We start from the raw sequence: 15460 nt of genomic DNA, 5'->3' as shown, positions 1-15460 counted from the left end.
ACGCCGAGTTCCTGTCGAAGGCGGCGTTTTCCTTCAAACGTGTGCTTATGCACCAAACTGTCTCAGCGTACTGTGGCACGAGCTCGTGACGCAGGCCATACTGGCCAAATATCTACTTGATCCACCTTGCGGGGGCCTGAAGACTCCGCGGTACGTGGCAACTGTGGCAATGCATGAAGGACTGTACCAGCGGATGTCGTGAAGGGAACGTCACGGGGCACCGAACGAATTGCGTGATCGCCCTGGGCTAGCGTTTGCGAGCATTTTTCAGAAAAAGGGGGAGTCCATGTCCAAGAAGCTGGCGCGCTTGCCGGAGTCCTACGAAAACGAGATGTTGGTGCTGGAACTGGTGCCGGCGCTGCTCACCGGAAGCGGCTTTTCCGATATCCGCATGGAACGGCGCGGACAGGTGAAGTTGATTTCGGCGACGACAGCCAAGGGTGACCCGGTGCGTTTCTGGCTCAAGGTCGGGTGGACCGGCACTCAGCATTTCTGCGCGGTGCAGTTTGGGCTATTCACTGGGGAACAAGACACCGACATTCCCGACGCGCGCTTTCTGAAGTTGGTGGACCTGCGGGTCACGCGCGTGAAGGCGCTCGGCGCAACCCATGCGTTGCTGGTCCACATGGCTAGCGGCGTGCTGCGCAACTGGGTCACGCTGACGATGGATGGCATGGCTGCCGCCTATCACGAGCAGCTGGCCACTTGGCCGGTACGCGCCCGCAAGTCCAAGTCGCCCACACTCTGGTTCGAGGAAACACGCAACAGACCGGACGCGGACTGCGTGTCGGTGGTCACCGCACGGGATCTGGATCTCTCCAGTCTCGCAGCAGGGCAGCCCACACCCGCTTTGTCGCAGCCTGGCCCATCTCAAGGTCCGGCCTCCAAGACCGTGACCGTGGAGGTGGAACGTCGGCTGAAGCAGGCGGCGTTTCGCCAGCGACTGGGCACGCAGTATGGCTGGCGATGCATGGTATCCGGCACAACGGTGAAAGCGGCGCTGGATGCCGCACACTTGCCAGGTCGAAACTGGCGCATGCACAACACGGTGACGGACGGCATCCTGCTGCGCGCCGACCTCCACCGCTTACTCGATGCCGGGCTGGCCAACATCGAGGCGGGGTGCTTCGTGGTAGCTGCTCCCGCCCGTGTCGGGGAATACGCGAGCCTGCACGGAACGCCACTGCCACATGCCATGGATACGAATGAACCCGTGGGGACAACGTGAGCGCCGGCGCCATTTGATTAGCCCTATTGGCAACCCCGCAGGAGAGAGGCTTGAGCAAATTTGGGGGCTGGCGACGTCGGGCGATTTCCTACCGCTACCGAACGGTTTCGTAAATCAAACCGAAAAGTGATCTATAATTACCAAATAAGGATTAAATTGAGTATTGAGATAATTAATATCTTCAACTAGCGTTTTTCTCCAAGAGATCCGTTTAACCGGTTAAACAGCATTCCCTGCCGGCTACCGTGTGCATGACGGCACTGTATATTCATACAGCGCATGAGACTGGTAGCCGCCCCGCCCCCCCGTCAGCCCTGGGACCATTAGCGCACTATCTTGGCTTCCGCCGCAGTCGACGTGCGGCGCTGGCCTTATGTATGAGACTTTCGTTGCGAAGCACTCGCCCGTGAACTGCCCGGCGCCAGCTAGCCATTTGGTATGGCTATTCAGGTGACGAGTACAGCAAGCTGCGTCGGCGAGATCAGACTATTGCGTCCGCTCTTCTCGCCACGAGTGCGCGCCCCATCTCGTTTTCTGCGACGCCCCAAAGACAGTCGGCTCCGTTTGTCGAATGCGCCAAAAAGGTGTATAAACAACACATCAAACACGCATGCAAAGGAGTAGATCATGAGCGTCCGCTTCAATGTCGTCCTGTCGGACGATCTCAATCGCGAGATTGATCGTGTAGCTGCCGAAACGGAAAGCAACAAGAGCGAGATTCTTCGCAAGGCGCTGCAGCTATTTCTGACTGCCCGCGACGGCAAACAGCGCGGCCTGAAAATCGGCCTGGTCGAGCCCAAGAGCGAGAAGATGCAAACGGAGATCATTGGCCTGTGAGCACAATCGACCTCAACTCCCCACCACCGAACCATAAGTACAGTGTCTCCGTTGAACGGGAGGAAACGGCTGGTGAGCGGCGGGTCCGGCTCTTCAAGGATGTTGCCCTGTTCGCGGTCGCGATTGGCTTCGTCATCTTGATCGTCGGTCTGTGCTACAGCACCTTGTCGTCGCCGACGGCTACCGCCGAAGAAAAGAAGTGGGCGATGTCAGTGCTGTCTGCCGCCACGGGTGGGATCATTGGCTACTTGGTGCGCAAGTAGTTGGGGCCTTGCGAGAGGTACGGCGCCGGCCTCCAGAACAGTCATGACAAACAGGAGCGAAGCGATGTTGGATAGCAGCGCAGTCCTCAAAGAATTCAGGGCGTTCGGCGGCACCGGTATGCCGCTCAGCACACTGCGCGAGGCGTTGCGGAGCGCCGGGTATGACCACGCCACGATCGCGGAAGCGATCGACGCTGCGTTGCAGGAAAGGCGGCTTATGCTGGATTCCGCTGGCATGGTCCGCGAGGGGCAGCGCTTGGCGCATTTCACTGCCGACCATATCGGCCTGACAGATCTGCGGCTGAGCGCAGACGAGTTGGCGGCACTGACGTCGCTCGCCGCCGCCGGGATGCGCACGCCTGGTCGATATGAGGTTTCGACGGAGGTGAGCAAGCAGTTCGGCATCACGCCAGAATCCCTACAACAGCTGATGAAAGCCAGCAGTGACCTGGGACGCCATCCTTATCCGCTGCCGCTGATCATCAAGACCATCGGCACCTTCACATCGACATGGGACGCCAGCCGGCAAGATCCGTTCAGCTTCGAGCTGGCCGTCCAGATCATCGACTAGGCGAGCGCGCAATATGACGACACAGAAGCGAGGCCCGAGTCCAGAACGCATCAAGGAACTGAAACGCCAAGGCTATTCCGTCCACATGGTCGTCGATCAAGACCCCGTGTTGTACGGTTGGATGCAGCTTGGCACAGGCAATGCCCAAGGCTACTACAAGGCGCAACAGCCCTACCGCAGGACGAAAGAGCAGGCTTGGGCAGATTGCGACGACTATGCATCCCTCAGCGTGCCGGATACTCCGAATCCGGACTGGGACGCGAGCGAGGGCCAGCCCTGAGGGCTGCCAGTCCTCGTGAACGACCATTCAACAACACCAGGAGCGGTGACGATCGATGCTGACGACTCTCAATCACGAAACGCTGCAGGCCCTGCGTGACAATAGCGCGCGCGAATCCGTCGAGCTCGATTTCAAGTCCGACTTCAATGCCGACAACACAGATCACCGCCGTGGCCTGATCGAGGACGTGTGTGCCATGGCCAACGCGCGTGGCGGCTGGCTGCTCCTGGGCGTGGCAGAAGATCCCGACGGCGCAATCGCCGGCCTGCCGGGCATCCAGTTTGCCAACGCCGACGGCTTCCGGCTGCGCATCGGCCAGATGATTGAGGGTGGCCTCGAGCCCCGGCTAGCCGGCGTGCGCATCGAGTGCGTGCCGGCCGACGGCGGCCGCTGGATCGCCGGCATTCGCGTGCCGCAGAGCTGGACCGGTCCCCACCGTACGGCCGGTGGCCGCCGTTTCATGGTGCGCGCCGACGCGCGCAACACCGAATACGACATGCACGGGCTACGACAAGCCTTTACGGCGCGTGACCAGGCGACGCGGGCGTGGGAAACCTTCCGCGACGACCGCATTGCGCGCTACTACGCTGGCCGGTTGCCGCTGCCCATCCAGCCGGGCCCGGCGGCGCTTATTCACCTGCACCCACTGGGCGCGACGACTCCTGTTGATATGGCGAGCGCCACGGCCGCCCCCGAGTTCGCGCCGCCGGAGAATGATGGCCGTGCCGCACAGCCGAATTTCGACGGCGTGATCCGCAAAGGACACGGGGGTGAGGCGGGTTGGCTGACCTACGTGCAAGTGTTCCACCGCGGAGTATTAGAGGCGTTCCGGATGTTGGATCCTCAGATCGGAGGCAATCCGGGGCTGGTGCTGCCGTGGCTGCAACGCGATGCGACCGGGCTTCTCCCGCGTTGGCTGGCCGGCCTCCAGCGGCACGGTGTGGCCGGGCCATATGAGTTCGCGATCACGCTGGTGGGCGTGCGCGGCCAGCGGCCGCTACAGGACGCGCGCGGTCATCCGGCTTGGGGCGTGGCCACGCAAGAGGACACGCTGGCGCTGCCGGCCTGGTTCATCGATCCTGTTGAATTCGACGGCGCCCAGAGCAACGCACTGCTCGAGGAGCTGCGGGTGCAGTTGCACCGCGCGTTCGGCCGTGATGGCATCCAGAGCCGGTTTTTCGAGTTGCAATGAGCGCCGGCTGCAGGAAAGAGACGGCCATGCGCCGGACCAGCGTTCCCATCGAGACACACCATGGCTAACGACGCCGCACTCAGCCGCACGGCGCTGGGGGCACTGCGCCCCAAGCCGTCACCGAACCAGCCGCCCGCGAAGCGGGTGCAGGGCCATCGCCGCCGCGCGCACATCGACTTGTCGACCCCGCGCGATGCGTGCCAATGCGGGAGACGCGGCCCGTGTCCCCGGCCCAGTTGGCCGCGCTCACGATCACCGATGCCGACTGCGCAGGCTGCGGCCAGAACATCGAGCGCCTCACGCTGAACCGGCACGGCCTGTGCGACAACAGCATGGCCGCCGAGTTGCGCGGGCTCATCGGCAGCGCGCGGCCAGGCCGCACGCTCTATCTGGACACCGAGGCCACCGGTCTGTCCGCGGCCTCGGGCGACGAGTTGCTGGAGCCGGCCGTGGTCGACGACGCAAGCGCCGTGCTGCTCGATACCCTGGTCCGCCCGATCCGGCGTACGCAATGGCCAGGGGCTCAGGCCATTCACCGCGTCGCGCCGCACGCCGTGGCCAGCGCCTCCGCCCTGGCCAGCGTGTTGCCGACGCTCTGGCTAGCGCTTGGACAGTTGCGCGCGCTCGACCTCATTGAGCTGGTCACGATGCAGGTACTGGCCCGACACGGGCGGGATGGGCGTCAGCTTCGCGGTCACGCCCGCGCCAGCTTCGTCTCCGCCCGCACCCACCAACCCCTCCACTTGCCCGTTTTCCCTTAGCCCCCAGGCAGCCAAGTGCCAGACCGTCGGCGGGTTCCCCGCCCGCACGTCCGGATGAACAAAGAACCAATCATGGGCTGGGATGATCTGCGTGTGCATGGTTGCGCGCTCCGTTGTCGTGATGACGTTGTGGAAAGCGACTCTTACGGCACCACTTGGTATTTCCTGAAGTAGAAATTCACTTTTTGCACTACATGATAAGTCTTATTATCATGTAGTGCGAAAATAAGGTACGCATGGCCTAGCGTCGCCGTCGATGGCCGGCCTATAATGTGACCCATTCGCGTGCGCACCGCGCCGGCGCTGGGCTGGCGGGCCGCGCGAGCTCGTCCTGACCGGGGTTCCCCATGACCGATGCCTCGCCCTCCGTACTCCTGCAACACCCCTCGCTGGATGCCATCGACACCCCTTTCGTCGGCGACCTCCTACAACGCAAGGCCGTCGCACAGCGCCTGACCGCCTACCTGCAGCGCCTGCGGGTCGGCGCCGTCGTCGCCATCGACGCGCCGTGGGGCGAGGGCAAGACCTGGTTCGGCCGCCATTGGGCAAAGAGCCTCGAGCTGGAGGACCACCGGGTGGCGTTCATCGACGCGTTCGGGCAGGACTATGCCGAGGACGCCTTCCTGGTGCTGTCCGCGGCGATCCTCAAGCTGTGCGCCGCCGATGCGGCGACCACGGAGAAGGTCAAGAACGGTGCGGCCAAAGTCATGCGCACGGTGCTGCCGGCGGCCACCAAGGCGCTGATCCACGTCGCGGCGACTGCAGTCGGCGCCGGCGCGCTGGTAGGCGCAGTCAACCAGGCGCTCGAACTGAACGTGGACGCTGATGAATTCGCATCCGCCGCCAAGCAGGCTGGCGACAAGGCCGGCGACGTCACCAGCGAGTGGGTCAAACGCCGGCTCGGTCAGTGGGAGACCGAGCAGAAGAGCGTGGCGGGCTTCCGGCAAATCCTGGCCGAGTTCGCCCGCAAGACTTTCCAGGACACCGGCAAGCCGGTCGTCATCCTGGTGGACGAGCTCGATCGCTGCCGGCCCGCCTTCGCCGTGGCGCTGCTGGAGCGCATCAAGCATTTCTTTGATGTGCCGCACCTCGTCTTCGTGCTGCTGATGAACCGGGACCAGTTGGAGAAGGCTATCCGGGGCGTGTACGGGGCCGAGACCGATGCCGCTGCCTATCTCGGCAAGTTTCTGCACCTGTCATTGCGGTTGCCCAAGACGCGCGCGCGCACGGTGAACACCGCCCACCCCATGCATCGCTTCGTCGAATCTGTCATGAGCCTCCTCGGCCTGCAGACGGGCAATTTCGCAGACCACTTCTCGGCGTGCGCGATGCTGTTCAACCTGTCGCTGCGCGAGATCGAGCGCGGCTGCACGCTCTTCGCGTTGACAAACGGTCGACAGGAGATGCTTCGGGCCTATCTGATCGCGCTCAAACTGAAGCGGCCCGACCTCTATCAGGCCTTGCGGGATCCGCTTCGCATAGACGAAGCGCATCGGGCCTGCGTCGCGCTATTGGAAGAGGAAACGTCCGTATTGATCCGAGCGGAAAGCAAGCACTGGCAAAAGCCGATCGCTCTGCACGATACAGGGTTTCCGGGACCGTATTTCAATGGCCTGCTTCACTTTCATGGAAGTTTTACAGGTCACAGTCACGGTGTCCCTGAGGACGCTGATGGCATTTTTGGACCCCGAGACGCCGACCGCGCATTCGAGCGCGCGCTGAGCGCAATTGACCTGGACGTCCAGTAATGCCGGTAAGCCTCGCACTGGTGGTGCCTGCTCAGCCTCCCCGCCGGCGCCGCTCGGTGACACGCCGGCCGCTGCACCGCGGCCACTTTGGCTTCCTGCGTGCCATCGTCCAGGGCATGCCCGCCCGCCCGATGTGGGAACGCTATCTGGCCGAGGAAGGTGAGATTGAGGACGAGGCTCCGGCGATGGCCGCAACGAGTGCCCCCGATGCAGTGGAGGCAGCCGCCGCGCGATTCGCGGCCCACCCGAAGGTGCGCCGGGTCACTGCCTGGCTGCGCGGAGAGTTGGCCGCGGCGGCAGGCCGCGCCGAGCGGTACGGCATGGCTCGCCTGGTGCGCGTCGACTTTCGCCAGATTGGCCGCCCGGGCGAGGGGCTACCCTCGTTGGAGGATTTCGCGGCCGAGGCCGGGCTGGACGGGTTTTCCCAGTCGGAGCAGTTGGAGGCGTACCGGGCCCGCTTCGGCCGCGCGCTTGAGCGCGAGGCCAAGCGGGCCGCGCTGATGCGCCGGCAGCTGGAAGCCATCGACTGGCTGGAAGGAAAATACGCGCAGTCGGTGTTGGCCGCAGACGCGTGCCGCGCCTGGCTGGCCGACACCTTGGCCACGCGGCTGGAGGCCGCCGGCGTGGGCACGCTGTCCGACCTGATCGATCGCATCAACGGCCTCGGCAGCGGCTGGGCTCGGGGCCTGCCCGGGATCGGCGCGGGTAAGGCCCGTGCGATCGAAGCCTTCCTCTCGAGCCATGCCGATACCCTCGGCAAGACGATCGGCGCCCATGTGGCGGTACCCCGCCGCCGGCGCTACGCCCACGAACTCGCCCGCGTCGTGCCGCGAGGCTCCAACGATGCGGCCTTGGTGCCGCTGGACAAGCTCGTCATGCCGGCCGAACTGGACGGGCGCAGCGGTGCCTACCGGCTTCCGCAGGCCCGGTGCCTTATCAGCGCGCACAACGACTACGAGGCTGTGCTCTCCTGGCTGCGCGCCAAACAGGGCTTACCGCCGGACCAGGTGGCACGCTTGCGCGAGCGCCGGCGGGACGTGTCCACCGTGCCCGGGCCACTCGACTGGCTCAACTGGCTCTCCAATACCCAGCGCGCCTACCGCAAGGAGGCCGAGCGCTTCCTGCTGTGGGCGCTGCTCGCCCGCCGCAAACCGCTGTCCTCGATGGACACCGATGACTGCATGGCGTACCGGGATTTCCTCGCCGCGCCGCCGGTGGACTGGTGCGCGCCGCGCTCCCGCGAGCGCTGGAGTCCGCTGTGGCGCCCGTTCGAAGGAGCGCTCAATCCCCGCGCCCAACGCTATGCGATCGGGGTGCTGGCCAACCTGTACACCTACCTCAACGACAAGAACTACCTTGCCGGCAATCCGTGGCAGGGAATCCATGTGCCACGCAGCGCCGCGCCGGAATTGGATGTGGGCCGCAGCCTGACCGAGGACCAATGGATCTTCGTGACTGGCTGTCTCGCCCGACTGGAGCCGACATCCGCCAACTTGCGCCTGCAGGTCGCCCTCCCCTTGCTGTATGCGACAGGTCTGCGTCTCTCGGAAGTGATCAGCGTCACGACCAACGATCTGGAATGGGTGAGCCTGGCCCAGCCGGGAACCGGCGAACGAGAGGAAGGCTGGTGGCTCACGGTGCTCGGCAAGGGCAACAAGCTGCGCCGCGTGCCGGTGCCGGACGGCTCCATCGCTGCGCTTGGCCGGTACCTGGAGTCCCGAAGTTTCGCTGCGGATCCAGCGGCCATCCGAGAACCCGGAGGCGTGGCGCTGCTCGGCCATGCCACTGACCAGGCGGAACGTGCACCGTGGGCCCGCCGGGACTCGGCCGGTGCAGCTGCTGGCCTCGCAGCGACGACCCTGTATCGCCAGATCAAGCGCTTCTTTCAAGCGTGCGCAGCTGAGCTTGAACCTGCAGACCCTCGCGGTGCTGCGCGATTGGCGTCCGCGAGCACCCATTGGATGCGGCACACGCATATTTCGCACGCGCTGGCGGCCGGCGCGCCGCTGGAAGCGGTCAAGCAGAACGCGGGGCACGCTTCGCTGGACACGACAACGCGATACGTGACCACGGAGGATGCCCGCCGCATGGCCGCAATGAAGCGGTTCTTTGATTCGGAAAAATGAAATGTGTCGGTGCAGATCGACTGTCGAGTCAACCCTCCCGCCCTCTGCCCGAACTGTCATCGACAGCGGCATTTTGGGCCGGCCGACAGCGCAACGTAGCCTCCGACTAGGTAGCGAGGCGTTTGCCCCCGCCCTGGCTAAAAGCCATTTACACCACGGGGTTCCGCGTGCCACATGCAACAAACGAAGCCGGCGGCGTTATTCAGAAAAATTCAGTATATAACTGCGTACTGCAGCGGAGACATGCCAGATAGCTAGTAGCTACCAGCTATGTTTGCGTGTGCACTGGGATATGAACCGCGCCCCGCGGCAAAGGGAAATCGACCCGCTTTTGGCTAAGCCCACTGCGAGGCCACTCATCTCTCACGCCTCTCTTATCTGGTAGCTATCTGGTAGCTTAGACACGCGAATGCACCGGCACAACCGAGTGGGACGATTCCCGGACCCCACCGAGTTAGCTGGTAGCCAGTTGGTGATGGCCCTCGCCAAACCGAAACGGTATGGTGAAAGCAAGGTTGTCTGCGCTACGTTCCAAAACGAGACCCCGCACAACCACACAGGTAGCTACCAACTACAGATCGGATTTGCCGGCGCACGCGTCAAGACACAAGTGACGCTTGGTTGTGAAGCGAAATCGAGCGGTTATTCGTAACGCCCTCCCCCGCTTGACTGCCGCCCGCCAACCCCTGCTCTCTGGTATCTGGTAGCTATCGGATAGCTTTGCGCTCGCAGGCGCCAGCGGGTCTAACGCAGACGACCGGCCAGATCAGAGGCACAGCCCCTTGGTGCTAGCTGGTAGCTATCTGCTTTGAATTGAGATAAGCAGGGGAACGCCTGATTCGCAGTCCAGCTTTCCGAGACCAATGCGCTGCATTGGAATCTCGAATTATGGGATAGCTGGTAGCTACCAGCTATCAGTCGGACTTGCCTAAGGCTGATTAACCACGGCGATCAATTGTTGGCTGACAGTGAACAGAACTTGACTGGTTATGCACCCCCACTGGTTCACCCGCAATGTTTCCGCATCCCCGGTTAGCCGGTAGCTATCTGGTAGCTTGATCTCGGAAGCACTGACGAGGCCGTGCCAGATGACCAGATCGTAGGTTCGGGCACTTCGATTAGCTGGTAGCTATCTGGTATCGAACTTGACTGAACGAAAACTGGCCGCTAGAAACAAGGTTGTCCAGGCGACTGTCCCGAAGTCACCAAGTCAATGCGTGCCATCGGGAACTCCAATTTAAGCTACCTAGTAGCTACCAGCTATCCGCAGGATATGCTTGCTACCGCTGCGCCAGTGCGCTCTTGCGGTGCTTGGTAGTGAAGGGCACTTGACGAGTTACACGCCGCCTCTGGAGTCGCTCGCCGACAGTCCCTATCCGCTATTAGCAGGTAGCTATCTGGTACCTGCTTTAGCCCATTCAAACTGACTCGATAAAGCACCGTTGTCGGATTTGCTCGCCTGGGCCAATGCCCTACGCGGCATACGAGCCAGTCACTGGGAAGACATCTAGCTGGTAGCTATCAAGTAGCCACATCATGGCCTGTATCGCGGCGGCAACGCGTTCCTCGGGCCGGCGCTGTTTAATGGGTATGCAGCTAGCCGATAGCTACCAAGCATGTGAGATTGACAGCATAGGTATCTTAATAGTATCTATTTAGTATCTATCAGGTATCATTACTACGGAAAATATTCATAATTTTCAATTAGTTAGTCGTCTGCTCAGCGACTCACTGGTAGCTATCAGATACCTTGTAACTATCGTACAGATAGTGTGATAGCTATCCTGGTATCTATCAGGTACCAAGATAGCTACCGGATATTCCTTGGCTATCCGATAGCTATCCGCTACCATAGATACCAACCAGATACCAGAATACCTCGTTACCTGATAGCTACCAGCTAAGATAAGCAACTAAGGAACTTCGATGCCAACCATCGTGTTTGTTAGCCCAAAGGGCGGAGCAGGGAAAACCACCTCGGCACTGGTTCTCGCTACGCAAATTGCAGAGCGGGGCCGTGACGTTACGGTTATCGACGCCGATCCGAATCATCCCGTTCAGACCTGGGCCAAAGGCGGTGCGGCACCAAGAACCATGAAAGTGGTGTCTGATGTGACCGAGGAAGACATTGCCGACAGAATCGATGAGGCCTCCAAAGAATCCACCTTCGTGATCGTCGACCTCGAGGGAACGGCGGCAACCATCGTGGCCCACGCTATCAGCGAGGCGGATTTCGTCGTAGTGCCGACCCAAGGTTCTCAACTCGACGCCGAGCAGGCCGGGCGAGCATTTCGCCTCATTCGTGCCCACGAACGCGGGATTCAGAAGCACAAGCCTGACTATAAGCTCCCCTACGCAGTGCTCTTCACAAGAACCTCGGTTGCGATTCGAAGCCGTGATACGGCTCATATCCGCCAATCGTTCTCCGAGGCGGGAATTCCGATGTTCACGACGGAGTTGAACGAACGCGCAGCGTTCAAGGCAATGTTCTCATATCGGCAGTCGCTATCCGGGCTTAGCCGCTCGGAGGTATCGAACGTGGATAAGGCGATCGAGAACGCTGAAGCGTTTGCAGGCGAGGCTCTTCAATTTCTGCGCAAGGATCAAACTGACACGGCAAGGGTGGCCTGAAAATGAGCAGAGCAAATCCTCTTGACGCGGCACTCGAAGAATTCGAGCCTCAGCCGCGGGACGACAAGCCTCGTGCTGACCGGGAAGCTATCGAGCAACTGGCCAAGGAAAACGGCTTCGTTAGCCGCGATGCTCGAAAGCTCGAGACAGCAGTCGGCGCACCGCCAGCACGGCGCCAGCGCCGCTTTACGACCGGGCGCAACATGCAGATCAACATCAAGGCCACCGCGGAAACGATTGCTCGCTTTAACGCGTTGGCGGAAGCTCTCAATCTCCCGGCTGGCGCATTGCTCGAGCGTGCTGTCGAAGCAATGGAAGCCAAGCACAAACGATAGCTGGTAGCTATCAGATACCATAAAGAAGGGGGCGTTGCTCCCTTTTTGTCTTTCTAACGTGGTGGTGACGTTGGCTGTGGCGCCAACTTCAAATCGACCATAGTTGGTTCTAGTCTGAACACAATTGGCTTTCTGCGGATTGCTCACAGCAGCGGCCCGGAGAACTTGGCCCTGGTGAAAGAAGCGCTTTGCGTCGTCAGTGCTGGCTCAACGCGACTGTAACGCCGTTGCTCAGTCGCCACGTAGCCACCCAGTACCTCCGTAGTCGAGCAAGAAGCCTCTGAGAGCCGCTGCAGGTTCACAACCAGGCCAGTGTAGTGCTCCCGGTGTTCTTTCCAGCAGCAGCTTCGTAGAGCGATCTAACAGGTAGCGAAGAATGGATCTCAGTGCATGTCGTGCTTACACAGAGCGCTGAGACCTGGTGGGATCGGTGTGGAATCTCTTGCTATGAGACACGCGCTGGTTTAAGTGCTTTATTACACACTGTAAACCCTTTGGTAAACCTTTAGCAGCCCAAGATCCGCTCCCAGCAAGGGTTTCCGGTTAGTTAGGTGAACAGCAGTAGGGATATGGTGAACAGTGGTGGGGCGAAAGGGTTGGGGATTTGGGGAAATGGTGAATACAGATGGGGCAATAGGGCTGTGGATTTGGGGGAAGGGTGAACTCTTTTGGGGTGCCGGCTGACGCTCTGCCTGGTGGTCTGGAGGTGAAGAGATTTGGGGCTACTTTATGGTGAAGCTTTTTGGGGGTGCAGATCCTTGGAAATTCAAGCCCCTCAGAGCGCCGCGACCGATAGGTGAACAGTATTGGGGACGAGCTTAGGTGAAGAGATTTGGGGCTGCTGGAATCGGAGAGCCCCCTAAAAGCCAGTCATAGCGCCATAGGTGAACAGAATTGGGGATGCCAAAGGTGAACAATTTTGGGGCGGACGTATGTGAGTGAGTGCTTCGACTACGTGCCCGCATGCGATAATGGTGAACGAATTTGGGGATGTCATAAGGTGAAAGGAAATGGGGCAAAGCGAATGCCGCCTTAGCCTTTGGGTGTCATATGGCGCACTTTTATCCTGCCTTTGCTACCGCGGCCGATTTGACCCGCGAACGCAACGCTGACATCGCGGATTTTTTCCCCGAAAGCTAACCAAAAACCTTCACCTTTCGTGTCCCAGTGGTCTATATGTGACGTTTAAGACGCCAATTTTCTCAAAAGGCGAACGAATTTGGGTAGCTTTCGAAGCCTAGGTGAAGGATTTTGGGGCGGGCATAGCTGAAGCCCCCTGTGAGGTTACGGGGCTAAGTTCCGGATTCTTAGGGCAAAGCGAATCGAGATGGGATAGCACCGATGGCAAGACGCTGGTCATGCGCGGGGCTGTACCTGTGTCGAGCTTGATAGGTGAACGAATGAAGACTAAGATTTCACCAATCCATCGCCTACACCGGTCCTAGATGTCCAAACCAGCCGCGGGTCAGAGGGGCGCGCAAATCGCCTTGTTCCAGCAACCCGAAGTGCCAGAGCCATTCAAGAAGGCCGTTCAGGCTATTCACCTGTCGCCAGTCGGCGGCGCACTGTCTCTACAGCAACGCCGTCTTTTCAATGCTCTGATCAAGAATGCTATCGAGCATCGGCTTGCCAAGAGCGACAGTGCAACGATCTTCCAGATATCAATTCCGGAGATGATGACTGGCCTAGGCTTGACGACCAAGGACACCGGCTACATTAAGGAAACGGCCAAATCGCTCATGCGGACCGTGGTGGATTGGGACCAGCTGAACAGCGACGGCACTGCTACCTGGACCGGCTCGACGCTTGTCGCCGGCGCAAAAATCACAGGGTCGCAGCTGTCCTATTCGTTTGCACCTCAAATTTCCGAGGAGCTCCTGAACCCCGAGCGGTTTGCGATGATCGACATGCGCATCGCGAAACTGTTCCGGCGTGCCCATTCCCTCGCTCTTTGGGAGAACACCGTCCGGTACGAACGGATTGGCGTGACTACGCGGATTCCCTTGACGATCTTCCGAAATCTGATCCTGGGTCGCGAGGAGAGCGAGACGAAATACAAAGAGTACAAGATCTTCAAACGCGCTGTGCTCAACCCCTGCATCGAGGAGATCAATGCCGTTTCCGATCACCTCATCGAACTCGTTGAGCACAAGAATGGGCGTTCAGTGACGGAGCTCCAGTTCAAGATCAAGCGAAAGGAGACGCCGTCGGAGGAGGATCAACAAGATCTCGACTTGATCCAAGCGGTTGTGAAATTCGGTGTGCCGCTTACCGAGGCCAAGAAGATGACTCGCACCTATGGTGCGGAGCGAGTAAGGCAGGCCGTCGCCTACACCAAGACACGTATTGGCAAGAAGAATGTCCCGGCGCTGGACAACGTGGCAGCTTACTTCCGGAAAGCGGTTACAGAAGACTGGGCAAAAGCAGCTTCGCCAGTGGAAGAGACCCGCGTCGACAAGAAGCCACCAAAGGCTGTAGGCGCAAGAACGCCAGCGGAGGCGAAGGACCAATACATCGCCGCACGCCTTCCAGATGCACAAGCGTACTTTATGGAACTCTCGCCCGATGAGCAGAGCGCTCTCATAAGCCAGTACAACGAACAGTGTGCGGCTGCAGATCTGCGCCTGCCAACGTCGAAAAAGCCCAGCAAACTTGCGCAGTCCAGTTTCTTCCGGTGGCTTGCGGATCGGACGTGGGGTGAACCCTCAGCGGACGATATTCTCACATTCATCCTCAGCGGGAACGTCTAGAGTCCGCGAACCGCCCCGCTTGCTGGGGCCTCTGAGGGTGGAGCTGCAGAGTCTGGTCAGCCCAGTCGGCGCTGGCACAGAAGCAGGGGGCGGGTGTGTTCTGGCCGGCTCGACTTTCGGCCCCGGCGCCTACAGGCCCATCAGTGCAAGGTCAACATAATGCGATCTGCAGCATGAGCTGCCAGATCCGAGGTGCACAGGCCTGCGCGCACCGCGTGTGCCGGCGCCGACCTCATGCCCGGCCAGTGCCTACGCCGCCCAACACCCGCATGTGGACGGAGCGTGAACCTCGTGCCATGCCGAGGTACGGGCAGCATCGACGGCGCCCACCACGTTGGCGCGGCGTGCACCTACTGGGTGAACAGTTGCCGGCACGCTTCTGGCAGTACTACCTTCAAAACAACTCTGGCAAGTTGGAGCAGTTCCGATGAATGCAAGCGCCCTGACATACTTGGATTGGGTCAAAGCCCTTCCTTCGAACGACGATGAGTACGCTTCAACAAAGTGTCCATGCTGCGGTTCCATCGGAATTCGTCGTCAGTACTTTGGCTTCGAGGATGGGGACTTCGGATGGAAGCTTGTGTGGTGCGATGCCTGCAAGCAAGGGATTCAATTGTCCAGGGTCAAACTTCCTGCTGACGAGTTTGTGCTGCGAGGTGAGGTCGCCCAAAAGGAATTCTTGTCGCAGCACAAAGACTTGAAGCTCGCAGTATGATCAGCTGGCGGCTTTGGCGAATT

General features: G+C 60.5%; 13 protein-coding genes. All 13 read left to right on the top strand.

The features are described 5' to 3' along the window. Positions 1-286: 286 nt before the first annotated feature. The 13 genes from K206_RS40910 (at position 287) to K206_RS41635 (ending at position 15437) form a co-directional block, all read left to right on the top strand. Positions 287-1228 (top strand): HNH endonuclease signature motif containing protein, encoded by a 942-nt coding sequence (locus K206_RS40910; protein ID WP_020203534.1) that lies wholly within the window; start codon positions 287-289, stop codon positions 1226-1228. A 627-nt stretch (positions 1229-1855) separates the two neighbouring features. Further along, complete coding sequence (locus K206_RS0116680; RefSeq protein WP_020203533.1) at positions 1856-2065, top strand: ribbon-helix-helix protein, CopG family; 210 nt, start codon at positions 1856-1858, stop codon at positions 2063-2065. Beyond that, a complete protein-coding gene (locus tag K206_RS0116675) occupies positions 2062-2328 on the top strand; it encodes a hypothetical protein (protein ID WP_020203532.1) in 267 nt (88 codons plus the stop codon). Before K206_RS0116680 ends, K206_RS0116675 begins: the two co-directional genes overlap by 4 nt. Before the next feature lie 64 nt (positions 2329-2392). Continuing rightward, a complete protein-coding gene (locus tag K206_RS0116670) occupies positions 2393-2899 on the top strand; it encodes a hypothetical protein (protein ID WP_020203531.1) in 507 nt (168 codons plus the stop codon). A gap of 13 nt (positions 2900-2912) precedes the next feature. Then, complete coding sequence (locus K206_RS0116665; RefSeq protein ID WP_155888103.1) at positions 2913-3179, top strand: hypothetical protein; 267 nt, start codon at positions 2913-2915, stop codon at positions 3177-3179. Positions 3180-3234: 55 nt separating this feature from the next. After that, positions 3235-4371, top strand: a complete 1137-nt coding sequence (locus K206_RS0116660) for a helix-turn-helix domain-containing protein (RefSeq protein ID WP_020203529.1) — start codon at positions 3235-3237, stop codon at positions 4369-4371. A gap of 221 nt (positions 4372-4592) precedes the next feature. After that, the gene (locus K206_RS38490) at positions 4593-5132 is read left to right on the top strand and encodes a hypothetical protein (RefSeq protein ID WP_155888102.1); all 540 of its coding nucleotides are present in this window, start codon (positions 4593-4595) and stop codon (positions 5130-5132) included. Positions 5133-5479: 347 nt separating this feature from the next. Then, positions 5480-6880 carry a P-loop NTPase fold protein gene (locus K206_RS40905; protein WP_020203527.1) on the top strand — a complete coding sequence of 467 codons (1401 nt, stop codon included), beginning with the start codon at positions 5480-5482 and terminating at the stop codon, positions 6878-6880. Then, positions 6880-9006, top strand: a complete 2127-nt coding sequence (locus tag K206_RS0116645; RefSeq protein WP_052165892.1) for a phage integrase family protein — start codon at positions 6880-6882, stop codon at positions 9004-9006. Before K206_RS40905 ends, K206_RS0116645 begins: the two co-directional genes overlap by 1 nt. A 1926-nt stretch (positions 9007-10932) precedes the next feature. After that, positions 10933-11637 (top strand): ParA family protein, encoded by a 705-nt coding sequence (locus K206_RS0116640; protein ID WP_029043724.1) that lies wholly within the window; start codon positions 10933-10935, stop codon positions 11635-11637. A gap of 2 nt (positions 11638-11639) precedes the next feature. After that, the gene (locus K206_RS42885) at positions 11640-11972 is read left to right on the top strand and encodes a stability/partitioning determinant (RefSeq protein ID WP_155888101.1); all 333 of its coding nucleotides are present in this window, start codon (positions 11640-11642) and stop codon (positions 11970-11972) included. A 1445-nt stretch (positions 11973-13417) separates the two neighbouring features. Next, on the top strand, positions 13418-14722 hold the full coding sequence (locus K206_RS0116635; RefSeq protein ID WP_029043723.1) for a replication initiation protein: 1305 nt from the start codon (positions 13418-13420) through the stop codon (positions 14720-14722). A 427-nt stretch (positions 14723-15149) separates the two neighbouring features. Further along, positions 15150-15437 (top strand): hypothetical protein, encoded by a 288-nt coding sequence (locus tag K206_RS41635; protein WP_081651423.1) that lies wholly within the window; start codon positions 15150-15152, stop codon positions 15435-15437. Positions 15438-15460: the final 23 nt, after the last annotated feature.

It is taken from the genome of Cupriavidus sp. WS (assembly GCF_000395345.1).
Lineage (GTDB): Bacteria > Pseudomonadota > Gammaproteobacteria > Burkholderiales > Burkholderiaceae > Cupriavidus > Cupriavidus basilensis_B.
The sequence above is the reverse complement of the archived record's forward strand: the minus strand, read 5'-3'. Positions and strand labels throughout refer to the sequence as shown.